Genomic DNA, 16597 nt, shown 5'->3' on the forward strand with positions numbered 1-16597 from the left:
TTCTTTTGGCAAAAAACAACGGAATCATGCTGAGGAGGCCCGAAGGGCCGTCTCGAAGCATCAGGTGTAACGGTGGCGCCTACTCAGGAATAGATCTCGAACAGGCCGGCGCCGCCCTGGCCGCCGCCGATGCACATCGTGACCACGCCCCACTTGGCCTTGCGCCGCCGCCCCTCGAGCAGGATGTGGCCGGCGAGCCTGGCACCCGTCATGCCGAAGGGATGGCCGATCGCGATCGAGCCACCGTTGACGTTGTACTTCTCAGGATCGATGCCCAGCTTGTCGCGCGAATAGAGGCACTGGCTGGCAAAGGCCTCGTTCAGCTCCCACAGGTCGATGTCGTCGACCGTCAGGCCGTGGCGCTTCAGCAGCTTGGGCACCGCAAAGACGGGGCCGATACCCATCTCGTCCGGCTCGCACCCCGCCGCGGCCCAGGCCACGAAGCGGCCCAGCGGCTCGATATTGCGGCGCTCTGCCTCCTTGGCCTCCATCAGGACCACGGCGGCGGCACCGTCGGATAGCTGGCTGGCATTGCCGGCGGTGATGTACTTGCCCGGCCCCTTGACCGGCTGCAGCTTGGCCAGCCCCTCCAGCGTCGTGTCGGGGCGATTGCACTCGTCCTTGGTCACGACGTAGTCGACGACGCTCTCCTGCCCCGTCGCCTTGTCCACCGTCTTCATCCTGGTCTTCATCGGCACGATCTCGTCCTTGAACAGACCGGCCTGCTGGGCTGCCGCCATGCGGCGCTGCGATTCCAGCGAATATTCGTCCTGGTACTCGCGGCTGACCTTGTAGCGCTCGGCCACGATGTCGGCCGTGTCGATCATCGCCATGAAGATGTCGGGCGCGATCTTCAGCAGCTCAGGATCGACCGACTCGCTGGGCACGCCGCCGCCGGGGATGGAGATGCTCTCGACGCCGCCCGCCACGACGCAGTCGGCGCCATCGCTGCGGATGTGGTTGGCCGCCATTGCGATCGTCTGCAGGCCCGACGAGCAGAAGCGGTTGACCGAGACGCCGGCCGTCGTCACCGGCAGGCCGGCCAGCAGGCCCGCCAGGCGGCCGATATTGGGTGCCGCGTGCGCGTTGTTGCCCAGATAGCAGTCCTCGACGAAGTCGGCCTCGACCCCGGAGCGCTCAACCGCATGCTTGATCGCATGGGCGGCCATCGACATGGGGGGTGTGATGTTGAACCCGCCGCGGCCGGACTTGGCGAGTCCGGTCCGGGCATAGGACACGATGACGGCTTCCCGCATGGTCGATTCCTCCGACGCCGGGCAGCGCGCGGGACGCAACGTCCCCGACCCCTGCCCCGCTTTTGCGATGTCTTTCGTCATACAGCGTGCAAAGCCGAGCCCTGCGCCGTCAAGCACCCCGCCCGGCTGGGCAGCCATGGCATCGCGGCGGCTTGACCCTGCGCAATGCGGCTGGGCGGCCGGACATCCAGGCTGGCCGCATGAACACCCTGCCCCCGCCAGACCTTCACCCTACGCTGGTCGAACTCGCCCGGCGCCCGGTGCCACGCTACACCTCCTATCCGACCGCGCCGCAGTTCTCGGCCGAGGTCACGCCGGCACGGCATGCCGCCTGGCTGGACGAGGTGGGGCAGGCGGGGCAGGCAATCTCCCTCTACCTGCATGTGCCGTTCTGCCGGGCCCTATGCCACTATTGCGGCTGTGCGACCCAGGCGGTGCGGCGCGACGCCCCCGTGCGGACCTATGTCGAGGGGCTGCACCAGGAGATCGCGCTGCTGGCGGCGCGGCTGGGGCGCGTGGAGGTCGCGCACCTGCACTGGGGCGGTGGCACGCCCAACATCCTGCCGCCCGACTGCTTCGCTGGCCTGATGGAGGACCTGGCGCAGCGCTTCCGCCTGCGGCCGGACATGGAGCACGCGATCGAACTGGACCCGCGCCACCTGACGGCGGAGGGCGCGCGCCACCTGGCGGCCCATGGCGTCACCCGGGCGAGCCTGGGCGTCCAGACCCTGGACCCCCTCGTCCAGGAGGCGATCGGCAGGGTGCAGCCCCTGGCCGTGGTGCGGGCGGCGTTCGACCATCTGCGCGACGCGGGGATCGCTGCGATCAATGCCGACCTGATGTATGGCCTGCCCCGCCAGACGCTGGACGCGGTCGAGGCCACGGCGACCGCCCTGGCGGCGCTGGAGCCCAGCCGGCTGGCCATTTTCGGCTATGCGCACGTGCCCTGGATGCGGCCGCACCAGGGGCTGATGCCCCAGGCGGCCCTGCCGGACGCGGCGGAACGGCTGCGCCAGGCGGCGATGGCCCGCGCGGTGATCGAGGATGCGGGCTATCGCGAGATCGGCATCGACCATTTCGCCCGCGCGGACGACCCCCTGGCCCTGGCGCAGGCCAGTGGTCACCTGCGCCGCAATTTCCAGGGCTATACCGACGACGATGCGACGACCCTGATCGGCATCGGCGCCACCGCGATCAGCCGCACGCCCCGCGGCTTCGCCCAGAACACCGCCGACACGCCCGCGTGGCGCCGCGCCGTTGCCGCGGGACAGCTGCCCGTGGTGCGCGGCAAGGCCTTCGACGGCGACGACCGGCTGCGGGCAGAGGTGATCGAGAGCCTGCTCTGCACCTTCGACGCGGACCTGGCGGCCATAGCCGGGCGGCATGGCGCGACTGCGGCCTGCTTCGCCGACGACCTGGTCCGCCTCGACCCGCTGGTCGCGGCCGGCTGGGTCGCCCGGACGGAGGCCCGCGTGACGATCCGCAGCCACCGCCACGAACTGGCCCGCCTGGTCGCCGCCGCCTTCGACGCCTATCTGGGGCAGCAGGGGCGCCACGCCGCCGCCGTGTGACCCCTTCAGGCTCGCGAGGCCTGCCATTCGCGATGGAGGATGAGGAGGCCGCTGGCGACGATCATCGCGGCACCCAGCAGCACCAGTGCATCGGGTCTGTCGCCCCAGACCACGAAGCCGAAGATGAAGGCCCAGGCCAGGCCCGTGAACTCGATGGGTGCGATCACCGATGCCGGCGCCCGGCGAAAGGCCTCGAAGAACAGGAACTGGGCACAGCCCCAGCTCAGCGCCATGCCCAGGAACAGGCCGGCATCGACCAGGTCCGGCGTCCGCCAGACCAGGGGCTGGACCGGCCCGAACAGGATGACGAAGCCCAGGCATCCGGCCAGGATCTGCAGGCTGCTGGTGGTGTGCGGCCCGATCCGGCGCACGATGATGACGCAGAAGGCAAAGACCACGGCAGCCCCCACCGCCATCGCGACCGGGAACAGCGCGCCGCCCATGCCAGGGCGGCAGGCTACAAGGACGCCGGCAAAGCCCAGGCCCACGGGGATCCAGCCTGATCCCGTCACCTTCTCCCCCAGCAGAGGGATCGCCAGGACCACGACCAGGACAGGCGCCGAGAAGTAGAGCGTGACGGCCTCGCCCAGCGGCAGTTCGCGCATGGCCGTGAAGAACATCAGCCAGGCGATCACCATCAGGATGGTGTACAGGCCAAGCTCGCGCCGCACCGGCGAATGCGCCAGCTGGCGCAGCATGGCCGGGCCCTTGAGCGCCAGCAGGGCCAGCGCGATGACGGCGGCACGGACGAACAGCAACTGGACGGGCGAATAGCGCTCGACCAGCCATTTCACCAGCGCGTCCTGCATCGGATAGAAGAAGAACGCGACGAAGCACAGCAGCACGCCGGCCAGGACCTGGCGGCGGGCGTGGCTGCGCTCGGTGACAGACGGCTCGCTCTCAGTCGCTGTGGCCATGGGGGGCTCCGGCAGGGCGCCCCGGCGGAGGCGAGGATCCAGCCCTACACCACCCAGACGCCCGCCATCAATCCACGACCCTTTTGCCTTCGCTTTGAGCCCGGCCCAGCCCAACCCTGCCCGGTGGCGGGTGGGCCGGTCGACCGGCGCCGGCTAGCCGGCCATGTTGAAGACCACGAGCTTGTTGCCGTCGAGGTCGCGGAAATAGGCGCCATAGAAGCCCTGGCCGCGGTCGCCGGGCTTGCCCTCGCATACGGCGCCCTTGGCGATCGCGGTGGCATAGGCCTTGTCGACGGCCGCCTGCGACGCGGCGGGGAACCCCATCATCGTGCCATTGCCGGATGTCGCGGCCTGACCATCATAGGGGGTGCACACGACGAACATGCCGGGACCGCCGGACTGATAGGCCTGCATGCGGTCGGTCCCCCAACTGCGCTTGCCACCAAGGTCACCCAGGACCGCATCATAGAAGTCCAGGGCACGCGCCATGTCGTTGGTGCCGACGGTGGTGTATCCAATCATGTCCCACTCCCCTTCTCGTCATGCCGCGACCCGCAGATCATCGACCCTGTCATCGGAACGACGGGGTGCCATGTGATCAATTCAATCGGGCAAAGGTTGTTGTCTGTCATTGCCATGTACAACGGCACACGACTGTAAAATGGGCGGACGGCCTGTCAACCGCATTCTTGTGCCGGTGGCCCGGCCTGCGGCACCCTGCGCCAAGGGCCGCGGCAGGGGGTTCGCGGTCGCATGACGGGGCTGCCGTGCTGTACTGGACGCCTGCCTGGGTCCTGCCGGTCTTCGTCGCCGGCTGCCTGGCCGCGATGATCGACAACCGCGCCGCATTCCTGGCGGGCCGGGGGCAGGCGCTGCATGACAGCAACCCGGTGCGCCGGTCACTGGGCGTCATCGTTCTGCCGTTCGAGGCGGCCATCCTGCTGCACGGCCTGGGCGCCCTGCGCTGGTGGCTGGTCGTGCTGGTCCTGGCGGGCACCGGGGTCGCCGCCCTCCTGCTCCTGCGCGGCCGCATGGCCCAGGCCGCGGCCCGCCTGGGCCGGCCGGCGCTTGTGGCGGTGGTGGTCGCCTGTGCCCTGGCGCTGTGGCTGGGCTACGTTCCCGACATCTGAAGCAGGACCTGCATTCGACCGCGCGCAACGCCCGTCAGGCTGCGTTACCTGGCCGAAACACAATGCCCCGACTTCGCCTCAATTCGGCCAATTGCCGGCCGCATTGCACCATCATCTTCCTTGGCGTTGGCCGAGTATGGGTCCGGCCAATGCGGTGGCGGGAAAACCCCAGCCCCCCAGCCCCTTCCCGCCACCGCGCTCCCCCAGGCTCCCCTCCTGACCGGCCGGACCCGCCAACACCCCCTGCCCCACGTGCCATGCGCCCCTGCCTGCGGCGATGCGGACGGCTTGCCATCCGCGTGCGGAACCCCGATATTGCGGGCGGGAGGTTGGCGACGGACGGACTCCTCGCCAACTCGGTCAGGTCCGGAAGGAAGCAGCCGTAACGAGACCGGTTCGGGTCGCGCGTCCAGCCTCCCACCCCGCCATGCCGGGGACATGCACGCCCCCGTGATGCGCACCACAGGTGACCATCGGGCCGGGGTCGATGCCAACCGCCAACAGCCCAGACCCAGGGGCCCAGCCGGAACGCAGGACCCGTGACCGACGCGCCTTCAGCCCCCGGTCCGACGGACGAACCCGGCCTTCCCCTGCCCGCGCTCGACCTGGGCGTGCCCGCGCCCGCCGCGCAGGCGACGCCCTATCGCGTCCTGGCGCGCAAGTATCGCCCCTCGACCTTCGCCGAACTGATCGGGCAGGAGCCGATGGTCCGCACCCTGTCCAACGCGATCGCGGCGGGGCGCCTGGCGCAGGGCTTCATGCTGACGGGCGTGCGCGGCGTGGGCAAGACGACCACGGCCCGCATCATCGCCCGCGGCCTGAACTGCATCGGCCCCGACGGCACCGGCGGGCCCACGGTCGAGCCGTGCGGCGTGTGCGTGCATTGCGTGGCGATCGCCGAATCGCGCCATGTCGACGTGCTGGAGCAGGACGCCGCCAGCCACACGGGCGTGGGCGACATGCGCGAACTGATCGACGGCGTGCGCTATGCGCCCAATTCCGCGCGGTTCAAGGTGCACATCATCGACGAGGTGCACATGCTGTCGACGGCGGCGTTCAACGCGCTGCTGAAGACGCTGGAGGAGCCGCCGCCGCATGTGAAGTTCATCATGGCGACGACCGAGATCCGCAAGGTGCCGGTCACCGTCCTGTCGCGTTGCCAGCGCTTCGACCTGCGCCGCATCGAGACGGGGCGCCTGATGCAGCACCTGGGCCGCATCTGCGCGGCGGAGGGCGTGCAGGCGACCAGCGGCGCGCTGGCCCTGATCGCCCGGGCCGCCGAAGGTTCGGTCCGCGACAGCCTCTCCCTCCTGGACCAGGCGATCGCCCATGCGGGCGGCACCGTTGCCGAGGAGCCGGTACGCGAGATGCTGGGCCTGGCGGACCGGGACCGCATCTTCGACCTGTTCCAGCACGTCATGGCCGGCCGCATGGCCGAGGCATTGGCGGAGCTGCGCAGCCAGTACGACGCCGGCGCGGAGCCGCTGGTCGTGCTGGAGGACCTGCTGGAGACGACCCATTGGCTGAGCCGTCTGAAGGCCGTGCCCGACGCCGGGGAGGACGCGACCACGACCGAGCTGGAGCGCAGCCGGGGCGAGGCGCTGGCGGCACAGCTGGACCTGGCGACGCTCAGCCGGGTGTGGCAGATGCTGCTGAAGGGCCTGAACGAGGCACGCAACGCGCCGTCCGCCCTGTCCGCGGCCGAAATGGTGCTGATCCGCCTGTGCCATGCGGCCGACCTGCCCAACCCGGCTGACCTGATCCGCGAGCTGACTGGCGGGCCGGGGGGCGCCCCGTACCGGCCACCCCCGGCCGGCGGGGGCGGCGGGAGCGGGGGCGGGGCGCGCGCCTCGAACGTGGTGGCGCTGCGGCCGCGCGATGTGGTGGCCGAGCCCCAGGCCCTGCCCGACCCGGAGGATTTCGCAGCCGTCGTCCGCCTGGTCGGCGACCGCAAGGAGGCGGTCCTGTTCAGCCACCTGACCAGCAAGGTGCGGCCACTGGCCTTTGCCCCGGGGCGGCTGGAGCTGAACCTGGGAACGGCACCCCAGAACCTGACGCGCGACCTGGCGGCGAAGCTCAAGGAATGGACGGGCAAGCCGTGGACGGTGATCGCCGGCGACGGCCAGGGCGGCGCCACCTTGTCGGAGCAGCAGCGCGCGGCGGATGCCGCCTTGCGCCTGCGCACGCAGGAGGATCCGCTGGTCCGCGCCGTGCTGTCGGCCTTTCCCGGTGCCCAGCTGGGTCCGATCCGGGATCGCCTGGTCAGCGAATCCGTTGTGGTGCCGGAGGAATCGATCGCGTCGGAACGGCCCATGGCGGACGACGACCTGGTCTTTCCCGACTTTCTTGATCCCGATTCCCTTGAGGGCGAGGACTGAACATGAAGAACCTCGGCAACATGCTGAAGCAGGCCCAGGCCATGCAGGGCAAGATGCAGGAACTGCAGGCCAAGCTGGCGGAGGCGGAAATCACCGGCAGCGCCGGGGCGGGCATGGTCAACGTCACGCTGAACGGCAAGGGCGAGCTGAAGGGCATCCGCATCGACAAGTCCCTGGCCGACCCCGAGGAGGTCGAGGTCCTGGAGGACCTGATCCTGGCCGCCCATGCCGACGCCAAGGCCAAGGTCGAGGCGCATGTGGCCGAAGGCACGCGGGAGGCGATGTCCGGCATTCCCCTGCCGCCGGGTTTCAAGCTGCCGTTCTGAGCAGCGCGGCAGGGCGGCCATGGACCTCTACCACGTCTGGGGTGACCTGAAGCCCGGCATGGGCGATGTCGATTTTTCCCGCCGGATCGGCCGCTTCCTGGACCATCTGGCGGGGCAGGGGCTGATCGCCGGCTGGCGCCTGACCCGGCGCAAGCTGGGCCTGGGGCCACCCGATCTCGGCGAGTTCCACGTCATGATCGAGGTCCGCGACCTGGCCCAGCTCGATGCGGCCTTCCGGTCGGTTTCCACCCGCCGCGACCCGGTGGAGGGCATGCACCATGGCGTCAACGCCTGGATCGCCAATGCCCGCTTCGCGCTCTACCGCGACTTCCCCGACCCCCAGCGGCACGAGGGCGAGGAACGCTTCGGACTGACGGCGGGATAGACCGGGCGGTGCGCCCGATGCTTCGAGACGCCGGCCTGATGGCCGGCTCCTCAGCATGACGCCGTCAGGAAAATGATCTCAAGATCAACAGCGTCATGCTGAGGAGCGGCCCGAAGGGTCGCGTCTCGAAGCATCGGGCGCCACGGCTACGCCAGCGGCGCGAGGGCGTCGACCGCGTCGCCGGCCAGGTTCTGCGCGAGCAGGGCCTCGCTCGAGAGGAGGGGGCCGCGGAGCTCCGTCACCTGCTCAGGCAGGGCGGCGAGCCGTTGCGCGAAGGCGCGGGCGGCGGCCTGCGCGTGCGCCACGTCCACGGCCTGGAAGCGCACCGTGCTGCCGACAGGCGCCTGCACGAAGCGGGGCAGGTCGGGCGTGATGATCACCGCGATCTTCGGATAGCCGCCGGTCGTCCCCCGGTCGGCCAGCAGGACCAGCGGCAGGCCATTGCCCGGCACCTGGATCGCCCCCAGGGGCGAGCCGTCGGAGACGATGTTGAAGTCGCCGCGATGCGCCAGTGTCGGCCCCTCCAGCCGGCAACCCATGCGGTCGGACAGGGCCGAGATGCGCCAGTCCGTCGCCTGGAGCAGGGCAATGGCGTCGTCCGTGAAGTGGTCGTCCTGTGGACCCAGCACCACGCGCAGCGGTCCTTCGGCCGGCGGGGGCAGGGCCAGCGTCCGCTCCGGCCCGACCAGGGCGAGGGGTAGGAGCGGCAGGCGATCGCCGCTGCGCAGCGGCCGGCCGAACGGGCTGCCCAGGCCGGCGCGGGCCTGGACCGACAGGCTGCCCAGGATGGGGGCGGCATCCAGTCCGCCCGCGATCCCGACATAGCTGAACACGCCGCCCCGCGCGGCGCGCAGGGCCAGCACCTGGCCCGGCTCCAGCGTGATGGTCGTGCCCGGCGCCAGGACGCGCCCATCCACGGCGGCCTCTCGCGCGGCACCCGCCAGGGACAGGCGCACCGGACCGCCCTCGGCCTGCACCCGGGCGGGAAAGGGGCCCAGCTCGATCGCCGCGGCGTCGATCGCGCTGCCCACCAGGGCATTGGCACAGGCTAGGCCCAGGCGGTCCATGGCGCCGGCCGGAGCCACGCCATAGCGCTGCACGCCGCGCCGGCCCGCATCCTGGATGGACGTGGCGGGCCCCGCCTCCAGCACGTTCAGGACAGGCATCAGGCGTCCAGCAGGGTGGCGACGGGCTCGCCCCGGGCGGCCGCGGCGTCCAGGTCGTCCCAGGCATCGGCCGGAACCGCCTCGAACCGGATGCGATCACCCGGCTCCAGCAGGAACATCGGGTCCCGCCCCTGCTGGAAGGTGCGGACGGGGGTGCGGCCCAGCAGGTTCCAGCCGCTCGGCGCCTCGATGCAGTGGATGCCGGTCTGGACGCCACCGATCGAGATTGCGCCGGTCGGGGTGCGGCCCCTTGGCTCAGCCCGCCGCGGCATGGCCAAAGCCGGGTCCAGGCCCCCCAGATAGGCAAAGCCAGGCGTGAAGCCGATCATGTAGACGCGATAGTCGCGGGCGGTGTGGCGGGCGATCACCTCGTCCGGGGTCAACCCGGCATGGGCGGCGACCGCCGCCAGGTCCTCTCCGAACGCGCCGCCATAGACGACGGGCACACGCCACAGCCGGCCCAGGGCCGGGTGGTCGGCGGCGGTATCGGCCAGGGCGCGCAGGCGTGCCGCCAGGTCCTCGAAGCCGATCGCGGTCGGATCGTACTGGACGAAGAGCGCACGATAGGTCGGCACCGTCTCGACGATCCCGGCTACCGGCTCAACGGCCAAGGCACCATCCAGTGCCAGGACCCGGGCGTTGAGGTCTGGATCGACCGCAGCGCCGAACTCCACACTCAAGGCCGCATCGCCGCACGGCAGGATGCGGGGACTCATCGGTTGGCCGTGAGCAAGCCCGCTCGCCTCGCGGGGCAGGGTTGGGTGGGGGGGGCGAATCCACAAGAGCCTTTACCTCAAGCGATCGCACGTCGTCACCGCCCCCCATCCTAACCTTCCCCCGCGAGGGGGGAAGGGACCGAGGGGCGGTCGAGTGCACCCAAGCCCGGCCGGCTCGGCTCAGACCTGGATCAGCAGCTTGCCGTCATTGCCGCCGGTGAACAGGGCGTCATAGATCTCGGGCGCCTTGTCCAGGCCCGGCCGCACGTCGACCTTGTCCTTGATCCGGCCATTGCGCACCCATTCGGTCAGGTCCTTCAGCGCCGGCTCCAGACGGTCGTAATAGTCCAGCACCAGGAACCCTTCCATGCGCGAGCGGCGCATCAGCAGGTTCAGGTAGGTGGCATGCAGCATGCCCGTGGACTTGGAGAAGTCCTGGTAGCGGGCAATGGCGCCGCAGATAACCACGCGGGCATGCATGGCCAGCGCGCCCAGGGCCGCGTCCAGGATCTCGCCCCCGACATTGTCGAAGAAGACATCGACCCCTTGCGGACAGTGCTGGGCCAGCTGCCCCGCCAGGTCGCCCGCCTTGTAGTCGATGGCTGCGTCAAAGCCCGCCTGCTCCACCAGCCAGCGGCATTTGTCGGCACCGCCAGCGATCCCGACGGCGCGGCAGCCCTTGACCTTCGCGATCTGGCCGACGATGGCGCCGGTGGCGCCCGCGGCCCCGGAGACGAGCACCGTCTCGCCCGGCTTGGGCCGACCGACTTCCAGCAGGCCGAAATAGGCGGTCAAGCCGGTCAGGCCGAACACGCCAAGCGCCTGCTCCATCGCGATGCCGTCGGGGATCTTCAGCGCCGGGAACAGGCCGGTGCCGTTCGTCACCGCATAATCCTGCCAGCCGAACAGGCCCTGGACCCGCTCGCCCTCGCGGAAATCGGGATGGCGGCTTTCGATCACCGTGCCGCCCGAAAAGCCGCGCATCACCTCGCCCAGCGGGATCGCCGGCCAATAGGTGTCGCCCGCCGCCCAGCCACGCTGCGTCGGGTCACAGGACAGGTGGCTGAGCCGGACCAGGAACTGGCCATCGTGCAGGGCGGGCACCGGCTCGGTCACGAAGTCGAAGTGCGACCGGTCCAGCGTGCCGGTCGTCGGCCGCCGCGCCAGCCGCCACTGCCTGTTCATGCGTTCCGCCATGTGGTCCTCCCCCGTTTGTGGGTCTTGTCCTGTGCCGTCGTCAGGAGGCTAGACTGCGGACATGCGTGCCCTCGACATCCAGCTCGTGCCCTGCCTGGCCGACAACTACGCCTACCTGATCCGCGATCCCGAAGCCGGGACCGTGGGCGTGGTGGACCCGTCCGAAGCCGAACCCGTCCGCCAGGCCCTGGCCGCGCGGGGCTGGCGCCTCGACTTCATCCTGAACACCCACCACCATTTCGATCATACCGGCGGCAACCTGGACCTGAAGGCCGAAAGCGGGGCCCAGGTGGTGGGGCCAGCCGCCGATGCGGAGAGGATCCCCGGCATCGATATCGCAGTGGGCGAGGATGCGCCCTGGACATTCGGCGGGCACCAGGTCCGCATCTTCGACATTCCGGGCCATACCAAGGGGCACATCGCCTTCTGGTTCCCCGACGCCGATGCCGCCTTCACCGGCGATACGCTGTTCTCCATCGGCTGCGGCCGCATGTTCGAGGGGACACCGGAGCAGTTCCAGTCCTCGCTGGCCAAACTGGCGGGCCTGCCGGACGCCACCCGCATCTATTGCGGCCACGAATACACGGCCTCCAACATCCGCTTCGCCCTGTCGGTCGAGCCGGGCAATGCCGCCCTCCAGGCCCGCGCCAGGGAGGTCGAGGCCCTGCGCGCCGCGGGCCAGCCCACCATCCCCGCGACCATCGGGGCAGAGAAGGCGGCCAACCCCTTCCTGCGCTGGGCCAGCGCCGAACTGCGCGCGGCAGTTGGCGGCGGCAGCGATGTTGCGGTATTCGCGGAGACCCGCCGGCGCAAGGATACGTTCTGATGAAGCTCTACCATTCCCCCACCTCTCCCTATGTCCGCAAGGTGCGGGTCGTGGCGCTCGAGACCGGGCTGGACCGGCAGATCGAACTGATCCCCTCCGACCCCTGGGCCCCAGGGTCCGAGGTGCAGCAGCACAACCCCCTGGGCAAGGTGCCGGCCCTGGTCACGGGCACCGCGACCGGCACGCTGTTCGAAAGCCGCCTGATCGCCGCCTGGCTGATCGCACAGGCGGGACGCACCGACCTGCTGCCACCGGGCGAGGCGCGCTTCCGCATCCTGCGGCTGGAGGCCCTGGCCGACGGCATGACCGACAGCGCGCTGGCCCGCCGGCTGGAGGCCGGGCGGCCGGAGGGGGAGAAGTCGCAGGGCTTCATCGCCCGCCAGGGCGAGAAGGTGGTGCACGCACTGGATGCGCTGGAGGCACGGGCCGACGAACTCCAGGCCATCACCCTGGGCAGCCTGGCGACCGCCTGCGCGCTCGGCTATCTCGACTTCCGCTTCGCGCATGAACCCTGGCGCGACACGCATCCCCGGCTGGCGGACTGGTACGCGGGGATCGCGGAACGGCCGTCGCTGAAGGCGACCGCGCCCGCGTGACCGCAGCCCTCAGCGCAGAGACGGTGATCGCCCTCCTGGACCTGGTGCCGCATCCGGAGGGCGGCCACTACCGCGAGACGTTCCGCGATGCGGGCGGATCCGGCGCCCGCGCGGCGTCGACCGCGATCCACTACCTGCTGCGGGTGGGCGAGCACTCGCACTGGCATCGCGTCGATGCGGCAGAGGTCTGGCACTTCCACGCCGGGGCGCCGCTCGTCCTGCGCCTGTGGCGGGACGGATGGGACGCGGTCGCGACGCATGTCCTGGGTGTCGACCTGGGGGCCGGCCAGCGACCCCAGGTCGTGGTGCCGGCCGGTACCTGGCAGGCAGCGCGCCACGCCGCACAGGCGGCGCCGGAAGCCTGGACCCTGGTCGGTTGCACCGTCGCCCCGGCGTTCGAGTTCGCGGGGTTCGAGATGGCGCCCCCCGGCTGGGCGCCACCCCTCGACACCTGATCCCGCCCCGGTTAAGCCCGGGGCGCCTGACGTTCAGGTGATGTCAGACCCGCCGAAACCGTCATCGGACGGGCCCGGGCTCGCTTCCGTGCCGGCCAGCGACAGGACGGCCATCGCCGGTTCAAGCCCATGAACATAAACGCTTTTCAGCGCAAGTCCCGGCGCCTGTGCCAGCACCGCCGATTCCCTAGCGTGGGGACAGAGGCCAGGCGAAGCTGAGTTCGTGGCCGTCGGGGTCGGTGATGTGGAAGAAGCGCTCCCCCCATTCGGCGTCGCGGGGCGGGGCCTCTGGCTTCAGCCCGGCCTCGACGGCGCGGGCATGCAGGGCATCGACGTCGGAATGGTAGATGATCGTCCGTCCCCACCAGGACCAGGTGCGATCGGCCGGCATCGGGATCAGGTTCAGGTGCGCCGGCCCAATATGGAAACTGGTGAAGGCGGCCTCCGCACCGCCATAGGCCAGGGGCAGGCCCAGGGCTGAGTAGAAGGCCACGGCGCGCGCCATGTCGTGGGTCGCCAATGTGATCGCGCTGATGCTGTGGAACTGGCCCTGATCCATCACGGCGCCGCGACATAGACGGGCACGCAGGCCACATGCAGGGCGCGCCACACCTTGGGCCGCAGTTCGGGATGGGCGATGGACAACATGACCGGCAGCCCCGTCGCGGCGCTGAGCTCTGCCTGCCAGCGTGGGCCGTCGAGCAGGAAGCCGGCAAAGATGTCGTCGGCCTCGTACCCCGTCAGGGCCAAGGCCAGGTCCAGCGGGTCGCTGTCGCGGGCGATGCCGGTCACGCGGGCACCGTGCAGGTAGACCGCCTCCACGTCCTTCTCGCCGCTGGCCCAGCGGCGGATCGGATCGGCCATGGGGGCAAGGCGCGGCGGCAGGGGGACGTGCTTCACGAAACGGATCCTTCCCTTCAGTCCCGGTGGCGTCGGATGACAAGGATGCGGCGGCGGGCCGGTTCCCGCCAGCCCCGGCGGACAAGCGCCCAAGCTGGGTTTTGAGCCTGGCGCATTGCGCCCACGCGCCGGGGCACGCCAAGCTCTGGCCGACAGCCCAGCCGACTGGAGCCCGCCATGTGCGCCGCCTGCGATCATACGATCCACCGCAACAGCATCCACCATGGCTGGAGCCGGGATTTCGCGCCCGTCCTCAGCGCGCGGCCCGGCGCCCGCATCCATTTCGAGTGCCGCGACGCATCCGATGGGCAGCTGACAAGGGGTTCGACCGTGTCCGACGTCGCCGGGCTGGACTTCGGCCGTATCAATCCGGTGACGGGACCGGTGTTTGTCGAAGGGGCGCAGCCGGGCGATGTGCTGAAGGTGACGATCCATCGCTTCCACCCGTCCGGACTGGGCTGGACCGCCAATATTCCAGGTTTCGGCATCCTGGCCGACCAGTTCCCGGACCCGGCCCTGGCCGTCTGGACCTATGACACGACGGGCCAGGTGCCCGCGGCGTTCGGGCCGGGTGGGCGTGTGCCGCTGAAGGCGATGGCCGGCACGATCGGCGTCGCCCCGGCCGAGCCCGGACACCATTCGATCGTGCCGCCACGCCGTGTGGGCGGCAACATGGACATCCGCGACGTGGGCGAGGGAACGGTGCTCTACCTGCCGGTGGAGGTGGACGGCGCGCTGTTCTCGATCGGAGACGCCCATGCGGCGCAGGGCGATGGCGAGGTCTGCGGCACCGCGATCGAGACGGCGATGGACGTCGAGCTGAGCCTGGACCTCATCAAGGACCGGCCGCTTGCGGCCCCGCGCTTCACCACGGCAGGACCGGTGTCGCGGCACCTCGATGCAGCGGGCTATGAGGTGACGTTGGGTATCGGCCCCGACCTTCTGACTGGAGTGCGGGAGAGTGTCGCGCGCATGATCGACCTGCTGGCCGACGAGCATGGCCTGGACCCCGTCGATGCCTACATGCTGTGCTCGGTCTGCGGCGACCTGCGCATCAGCGAGGTGGTGGACCAGCCCAACTGGGTGGTCAGCTTCTACTTCCCCCGAATCGTCTTTGCGTAGGGCTGCGGCGGGCCGGCCGCGCCGACATCCTTCGAGACGGGCCTTCGGCCCTCCTCAGGATGACGGCTGTTGGGAAAATCCCGACAAGATCAACGGCGTCGGGCCAAGGCGCCGGCCATCGGGTGCCGCGCCTCAGACCGCCGCCAGCGCCTTGGCGTCGACCGGGGGGCGGCCGATGGAGACGTAGCGCAGACCGGCGCGGGCCATCTCCTCGGGCGCGTAGACGTTGCGCAGGTCGACCACGATGGGCTGCTTCAGGCGGGCGCGCACCTCGCCCAGGTCGAGGGCGCGGAACTCGTTCCACTCGGTCAGGATCACGAGCACGTCGGCGCCGTCCATCGTCTCATAGGCGCCGGTCGCCCAGGTGACGCCGGGGATCAGGTGTGCCGCTTCCTTCATGCCCTCCGGGTCAAAGGCGACGACGCTGGCACCCAGTGACATCAGCCGGGGCAGGATCTCCAGGCTGGGTGCATCGCGCATGTCGTCCGTATTGGGCTTGAAGGTGACGCCCAGGACCGCGACGCGCGCACCCGACAGCTTGCCGTCCAGGGCTGCGGCGATGCGGTCGGCCATCGCCTCCTTGCGCGCCTCGTTCACCTGTACGACCGCCTCGACGATGCGGCTGGGCGTGCCCACGTCGCGCGCGGTGCGGGTGAGGGCCAGCGTGTCCTTGGGGAAGCACGAGCCGCCATAGCCGGGGCCCGCATGAAGGAACTTGGCGCCGATGCGCTTGTCCAGGCCGATCCCCTTGGCCACCATCTGGACGTCGGCGCCGACCTTCTCGCAGATGTCGGCCATCTCGTTGATGAAGGTGATCTTGGTCGCCAGGAAGGCATTGGCGGCGTACTTGATCAGCTCCGCCGTCTCCCGCCCGGTGAACAGGATCGGCGTCTCGATCAGGTGCAGCGGGCGATAGAGCTCGCGCAGAACTTCGCGCGCGCGGTCGCTGTCGGTGCCGACCACGACGCGGTCGGGGCGCATGAAGTCCTCGATCGCCGAGCCTTCGCGCAGGAACTCGGGGTTCGAGGCGACATCGAACTGCGCATCGGCGCGCGTCTGGCGGATGATGCGCGACACCTCCGCCCCCGTGCCCACCGGCACGGTCGACTTGGTGACGACGACGGCATAGCCGGTCAGCGATGCCGCGATCTCGGCCGCGGCGGCAAAGACATAGGACAGGTCGGCATGACCGTCGCCGCGCCGGCTGGGCGTGCCCACCGCGATGAAGACGGCCTGCGCCCCGGCGACGGAGGCCTTGAGGTCGGTGGAGAAGGTGAGGCGGCCGGCGGCGACGTTGTCGGCCACCAGCTTGTCCAGGCCAGGCTCAAAGATCGGGATCTCGCCCTGTTCCAGCCGCGCGATCTTGGAGGCATCCTTGTCGACGCAGACGACGTGGTGGCCGAACTGGGAAAAGCACGCCCCGGAGACCAGGCCCACATAGCCCGTCCCGATCATCGCAACGCGCATCAACTACTCCTTCGTCCCTGGTCCCGCATGTCAGGGACCTTGGCGCCGTCCGGCGCCCATGGCGCGACCCGCGGCCACAAAGTGTCCAGGCGGCCAGCGCGGGGCAACAGCTTTTTCCATGTTGCACTGCGTCATGACGCGGCAGGCGTGTATCGTGGGCGCGGCTGCCGCGCCCTTTCCTGCCGGCGG

18 protein-coding genes and 1 other RNA gene are annotated in these 16597 nt (G+C 70.2%); 10 read left to right on the forward strand and 9 right to left on the reverse strand.

Annotation, left to right across the window (positions count from 1 at the left end; translation table 11 throughout):
• Positions 1–83 precede the first annotated feature (83 nt).
• On the reverse strand, positions 84–1256 hold the full coding sequence (locus ACI6GS_RS04545; protein ID WP_439816593.1) for an acetyl-CoA C-acyltransferase: 1173 nt from the start codon (positions 1254–1256) through the stop codon (positions 84–86).
• Between the two features lie 200 nt (positions 1257–1456).
• Here ACI6GS_RS04545 and hemN point away from each other — a divergent pair, with 200 nt between their 5' ends.
• A complete protein-coding gene (gene hemN, locus ACI6GS_RS04550; RefSeq protein WP_439816594.1) occupies positions 1457–2827 on the forward strand; it encodes an oxygen-independent coproporphyrinogen III oxidase in 1371 nt (456 codons plus the stop codon).
• A gap of 5 nt (positions 2828–2832) precedes the next feature.
• Here hemN and ACI6GS_RS04555 read toward each other — a convergent pair whose 3' ends face one another.
• Positions 2833–3744, reverse strand: coding sequence for a DMT family transporter (locus ACI6GS_RS04555; RefSeq protein ID WP_439816595.1), 912 nt, complete (start codon positions 3742–3744; stop codon positions 2833–2835).
• Between the two features lie 153 nt (positions 3745–3897).
• Positions 3898–4266: a VOC family protein gene (locus ACI6GS_RS04560; protein ID WP_439816596.1), complete on the reverse strand. Its 369-nt coding sequence runs from the start codon at positions 4264–4266 to the stop codon at positions 3898–3900.
• Between the two features lie 245 nt (positions 4267–4511).
• On the opposite strand from ACI6GS_RS04560, the gene ACI6GS_RS04565 reads away from it, so the two are divergent.
• From ACI6GS_RS04565 to ACI6GS_RS04585, 5 genes are all read left to right on the forward strand, one after another.
• Positions 4512–4874: a hypothetical protein gene (locus tag ACI6GS_RS04565; RefSeq protein WP_439816597.1), complete on the forward strand. Its 363-nt coding sequence runs from the start codon at positions 4512–4514 to the stop codon at positions 4872–4874.
• 324 nt (positions 4875–5198) lie between these two features.
• Positions 5199–5295, forward strand: an RNA gene (gene ffs / locus ACI6GS_RS04570) — signal recognition particle sRNA small type.
• Positions 5296–5413: 118 nt separating this feature from the next.
• Positions 5414–7252, forward strand: coding sequence for a DNA polymerase III subunit gamma/tau (locus ACI6GS_RS04575; RefSeq protein ID WP_439816598.1), 1839 nt, complete (start codon positions 5414–5416; stop codon positions 7250–7252).
• Positions 7253–7254: 2 nt separating this feature from the next.
• On the forward strand, positions 7255–7578 hold the full coding sequence (locus tag ACI6GS_RS04580; protein WP_439816599.1) for a YbaB/EbfC family nucleoid-associated protein: 324 nt from the start codon (positions 7255–7257) through the stop codon (positions 7576–7578).
• 19 nt (positions 7579–7597) lie between these two features.
• Positions 7598–7963: a DUF6614 family protein gene (locus ACI6GS_RS04585; protein ID WP_439816600.1), complete on the forward strand. Its 366-nt coding sequence runs from the start codon at positions 7598–7600 to the stop codon at positions 7961–7963.
• A 146-nt stretch (positions 7964–8109) separates the two neighbouring features.
• Here the strand turns inward: ACI6GS_RS04585 and ACI6GS_RS04590 are convergent, their stop codons facing one another.
• The 3 genes from ACI6GS_RS04590 to ACI6GS_RS04600 all read right to left on the reverse strand — a co-directional run bounded on the left by ACI6GS_RS04590 (position 8110) and on the right by ACI6GS_RS04600 (position 11042).
• A complete protein-coding gene (locus ACI6GS_RS04590) occupies positions 8110–9129 on the reverse strand; it encodes a biotin-dependent carboxyltransferase family protein (protein WP_439816601.1) in 1020 nt (339 codons plus the stop codon).
• Positions 9129–9845, reverse strand: coding sequence for a 5-oxoprolinase subunit PxpB (gene pxpB, locus ACI6GS_RS04595; RefSeq protein ID WP_439816602.1), 717 nt, complete (start codon positions 9843–9845; stop codon positions 9129–9131). Before pxpB ends, ACI6GS_RS04590 begins: the two co-directional genes overlap by 1 nt.
• 180 nt (positions 9846–10025) lie before the next feature.
• Positions 10026–11042, reverse strand: a complete 1017-nt coding sequence (locus ACI6GS_RS04600; RefSeq protein WP_439816603.1) for an NADP-dependent oxidoreductase — start codon at positions 11040–11042, stop codon at positions 10026–10028.
• A 61-nt stretch (positions 11043–11103) separates the two neighbouring features.
• On the opposite strand from ACI6GS_RS04600, the gene gloB reads away from it, so the two are divergent.
• From gloB to ACI6GS_RS04615, 3 genes are read left to right on the forward strand one after another with little or no spacing between them, the layout of a single operon-like run.
• Positions 11104–11868 (forward strand): hydroxyacylglutathione hydrolase, encoded by a 765-nt coding sequence (gene gloB / locus ACI6GS_RS04605; protein WP_439816604.1) that lies wholly within the window; start codon positions 11104–11106, stop codon positions 11866–11868.
• Complete coding sequence (locus tag ACI6GS_RS04610; protein WP_439816605.1) at positions 11868–12464, forward strand: glutathione S-transferase N-terminal domain-containing protein; 597 nt, start codon at positions 11868–11870, stop codon at positions 12462–12464. The genes gloB and ACI6GS_RS04610 overlap by 1 nt, the downstream gene beginning before the upstream one ends.
• Complete coding sequence (locus ACI6GS_RS04615) at positions 12461–12919, forward strand: cupin domain-containing protein (RefSeq protein WP_439816606.1); 459 nt, start codon at positions 12461–12463, stop codon at positions 12917–12919. Before ACI6GS_RS04610 ends, ACI6GS_RS04615 begins: the two co-directional genes overlap by 4 nt.
• Before the next feature lie 187 nt (positions 12920–13106).
• Here the strand turns inward: ACI6GS_RS04615 and ACI6GS_RS04620 are convergent, their stop codons facing one another.
• Positions 13107–13478 (reverse strand): VOC family protein, encoded by a 372-nt coding sequence (locus tag ACI6GS_RS04620; protein ID WP_439816607.1) that lies wholly within the window; start codon positions 13476–13478, stop codon positions 13107–13109.
• Complete coding sequence (locus ACI6GS_RS04625; protein WP_439816608.1) at positions 13478–13819, reverse strand: hypothetical protein; 342 nt, start codon at positions 13817–13819, stop codon at positions 13478–13480. Before ACI6GS_RS04625 ends, ACI6GS_RS04620 begins: the two co-directional genes overlap by 1 nt.
• A 177-nt stretch (positions 13820–13996) precedes the next feature.
• Here ACI6GS_RS04625 and ACI6GS_RS04630 point away from each other — a divergent pair, with 177 nt between their 5' ends.
• On the forward strand, positions 13997–14941 hold the full coding sequence (locus ACI6GS_RS04630) for an acetamidase/formamidase family protein (protein ID WP_439816609.1): 945 nt from the start codon (positions 13997–13999) through the stop codon (positions 14939–14941).
• Between the two features lie 132 nt (positions 14942–15073).
• Here the strand turns inward: ACI6GS_RS04630 and ACI6GS_RS04635 are convergent, their stop codons facing one another.
• Positions 15074–16408 (reverse strand): UDP-glucose dehydrogenase family protein, encoded by a 1335-nt coding sequence (locus tag ACI6GS_RS04635; protein WP_439816610.1) that lies wholly within the window; start codon positions 16406–16408, stop codon positions 15074–15076.
• Positions 16409–16597 lie beyond the last annotated feature (189 nt).

The organism is Zavarzinia sp. CC-PAN008, assembly GCF_051903925.1.
Taxonomy (GTDB): domain Bacteria; phylum Pseudomonadota; class Alphaproteobacteria; order Zavarziniales; family Zavarziniaceae.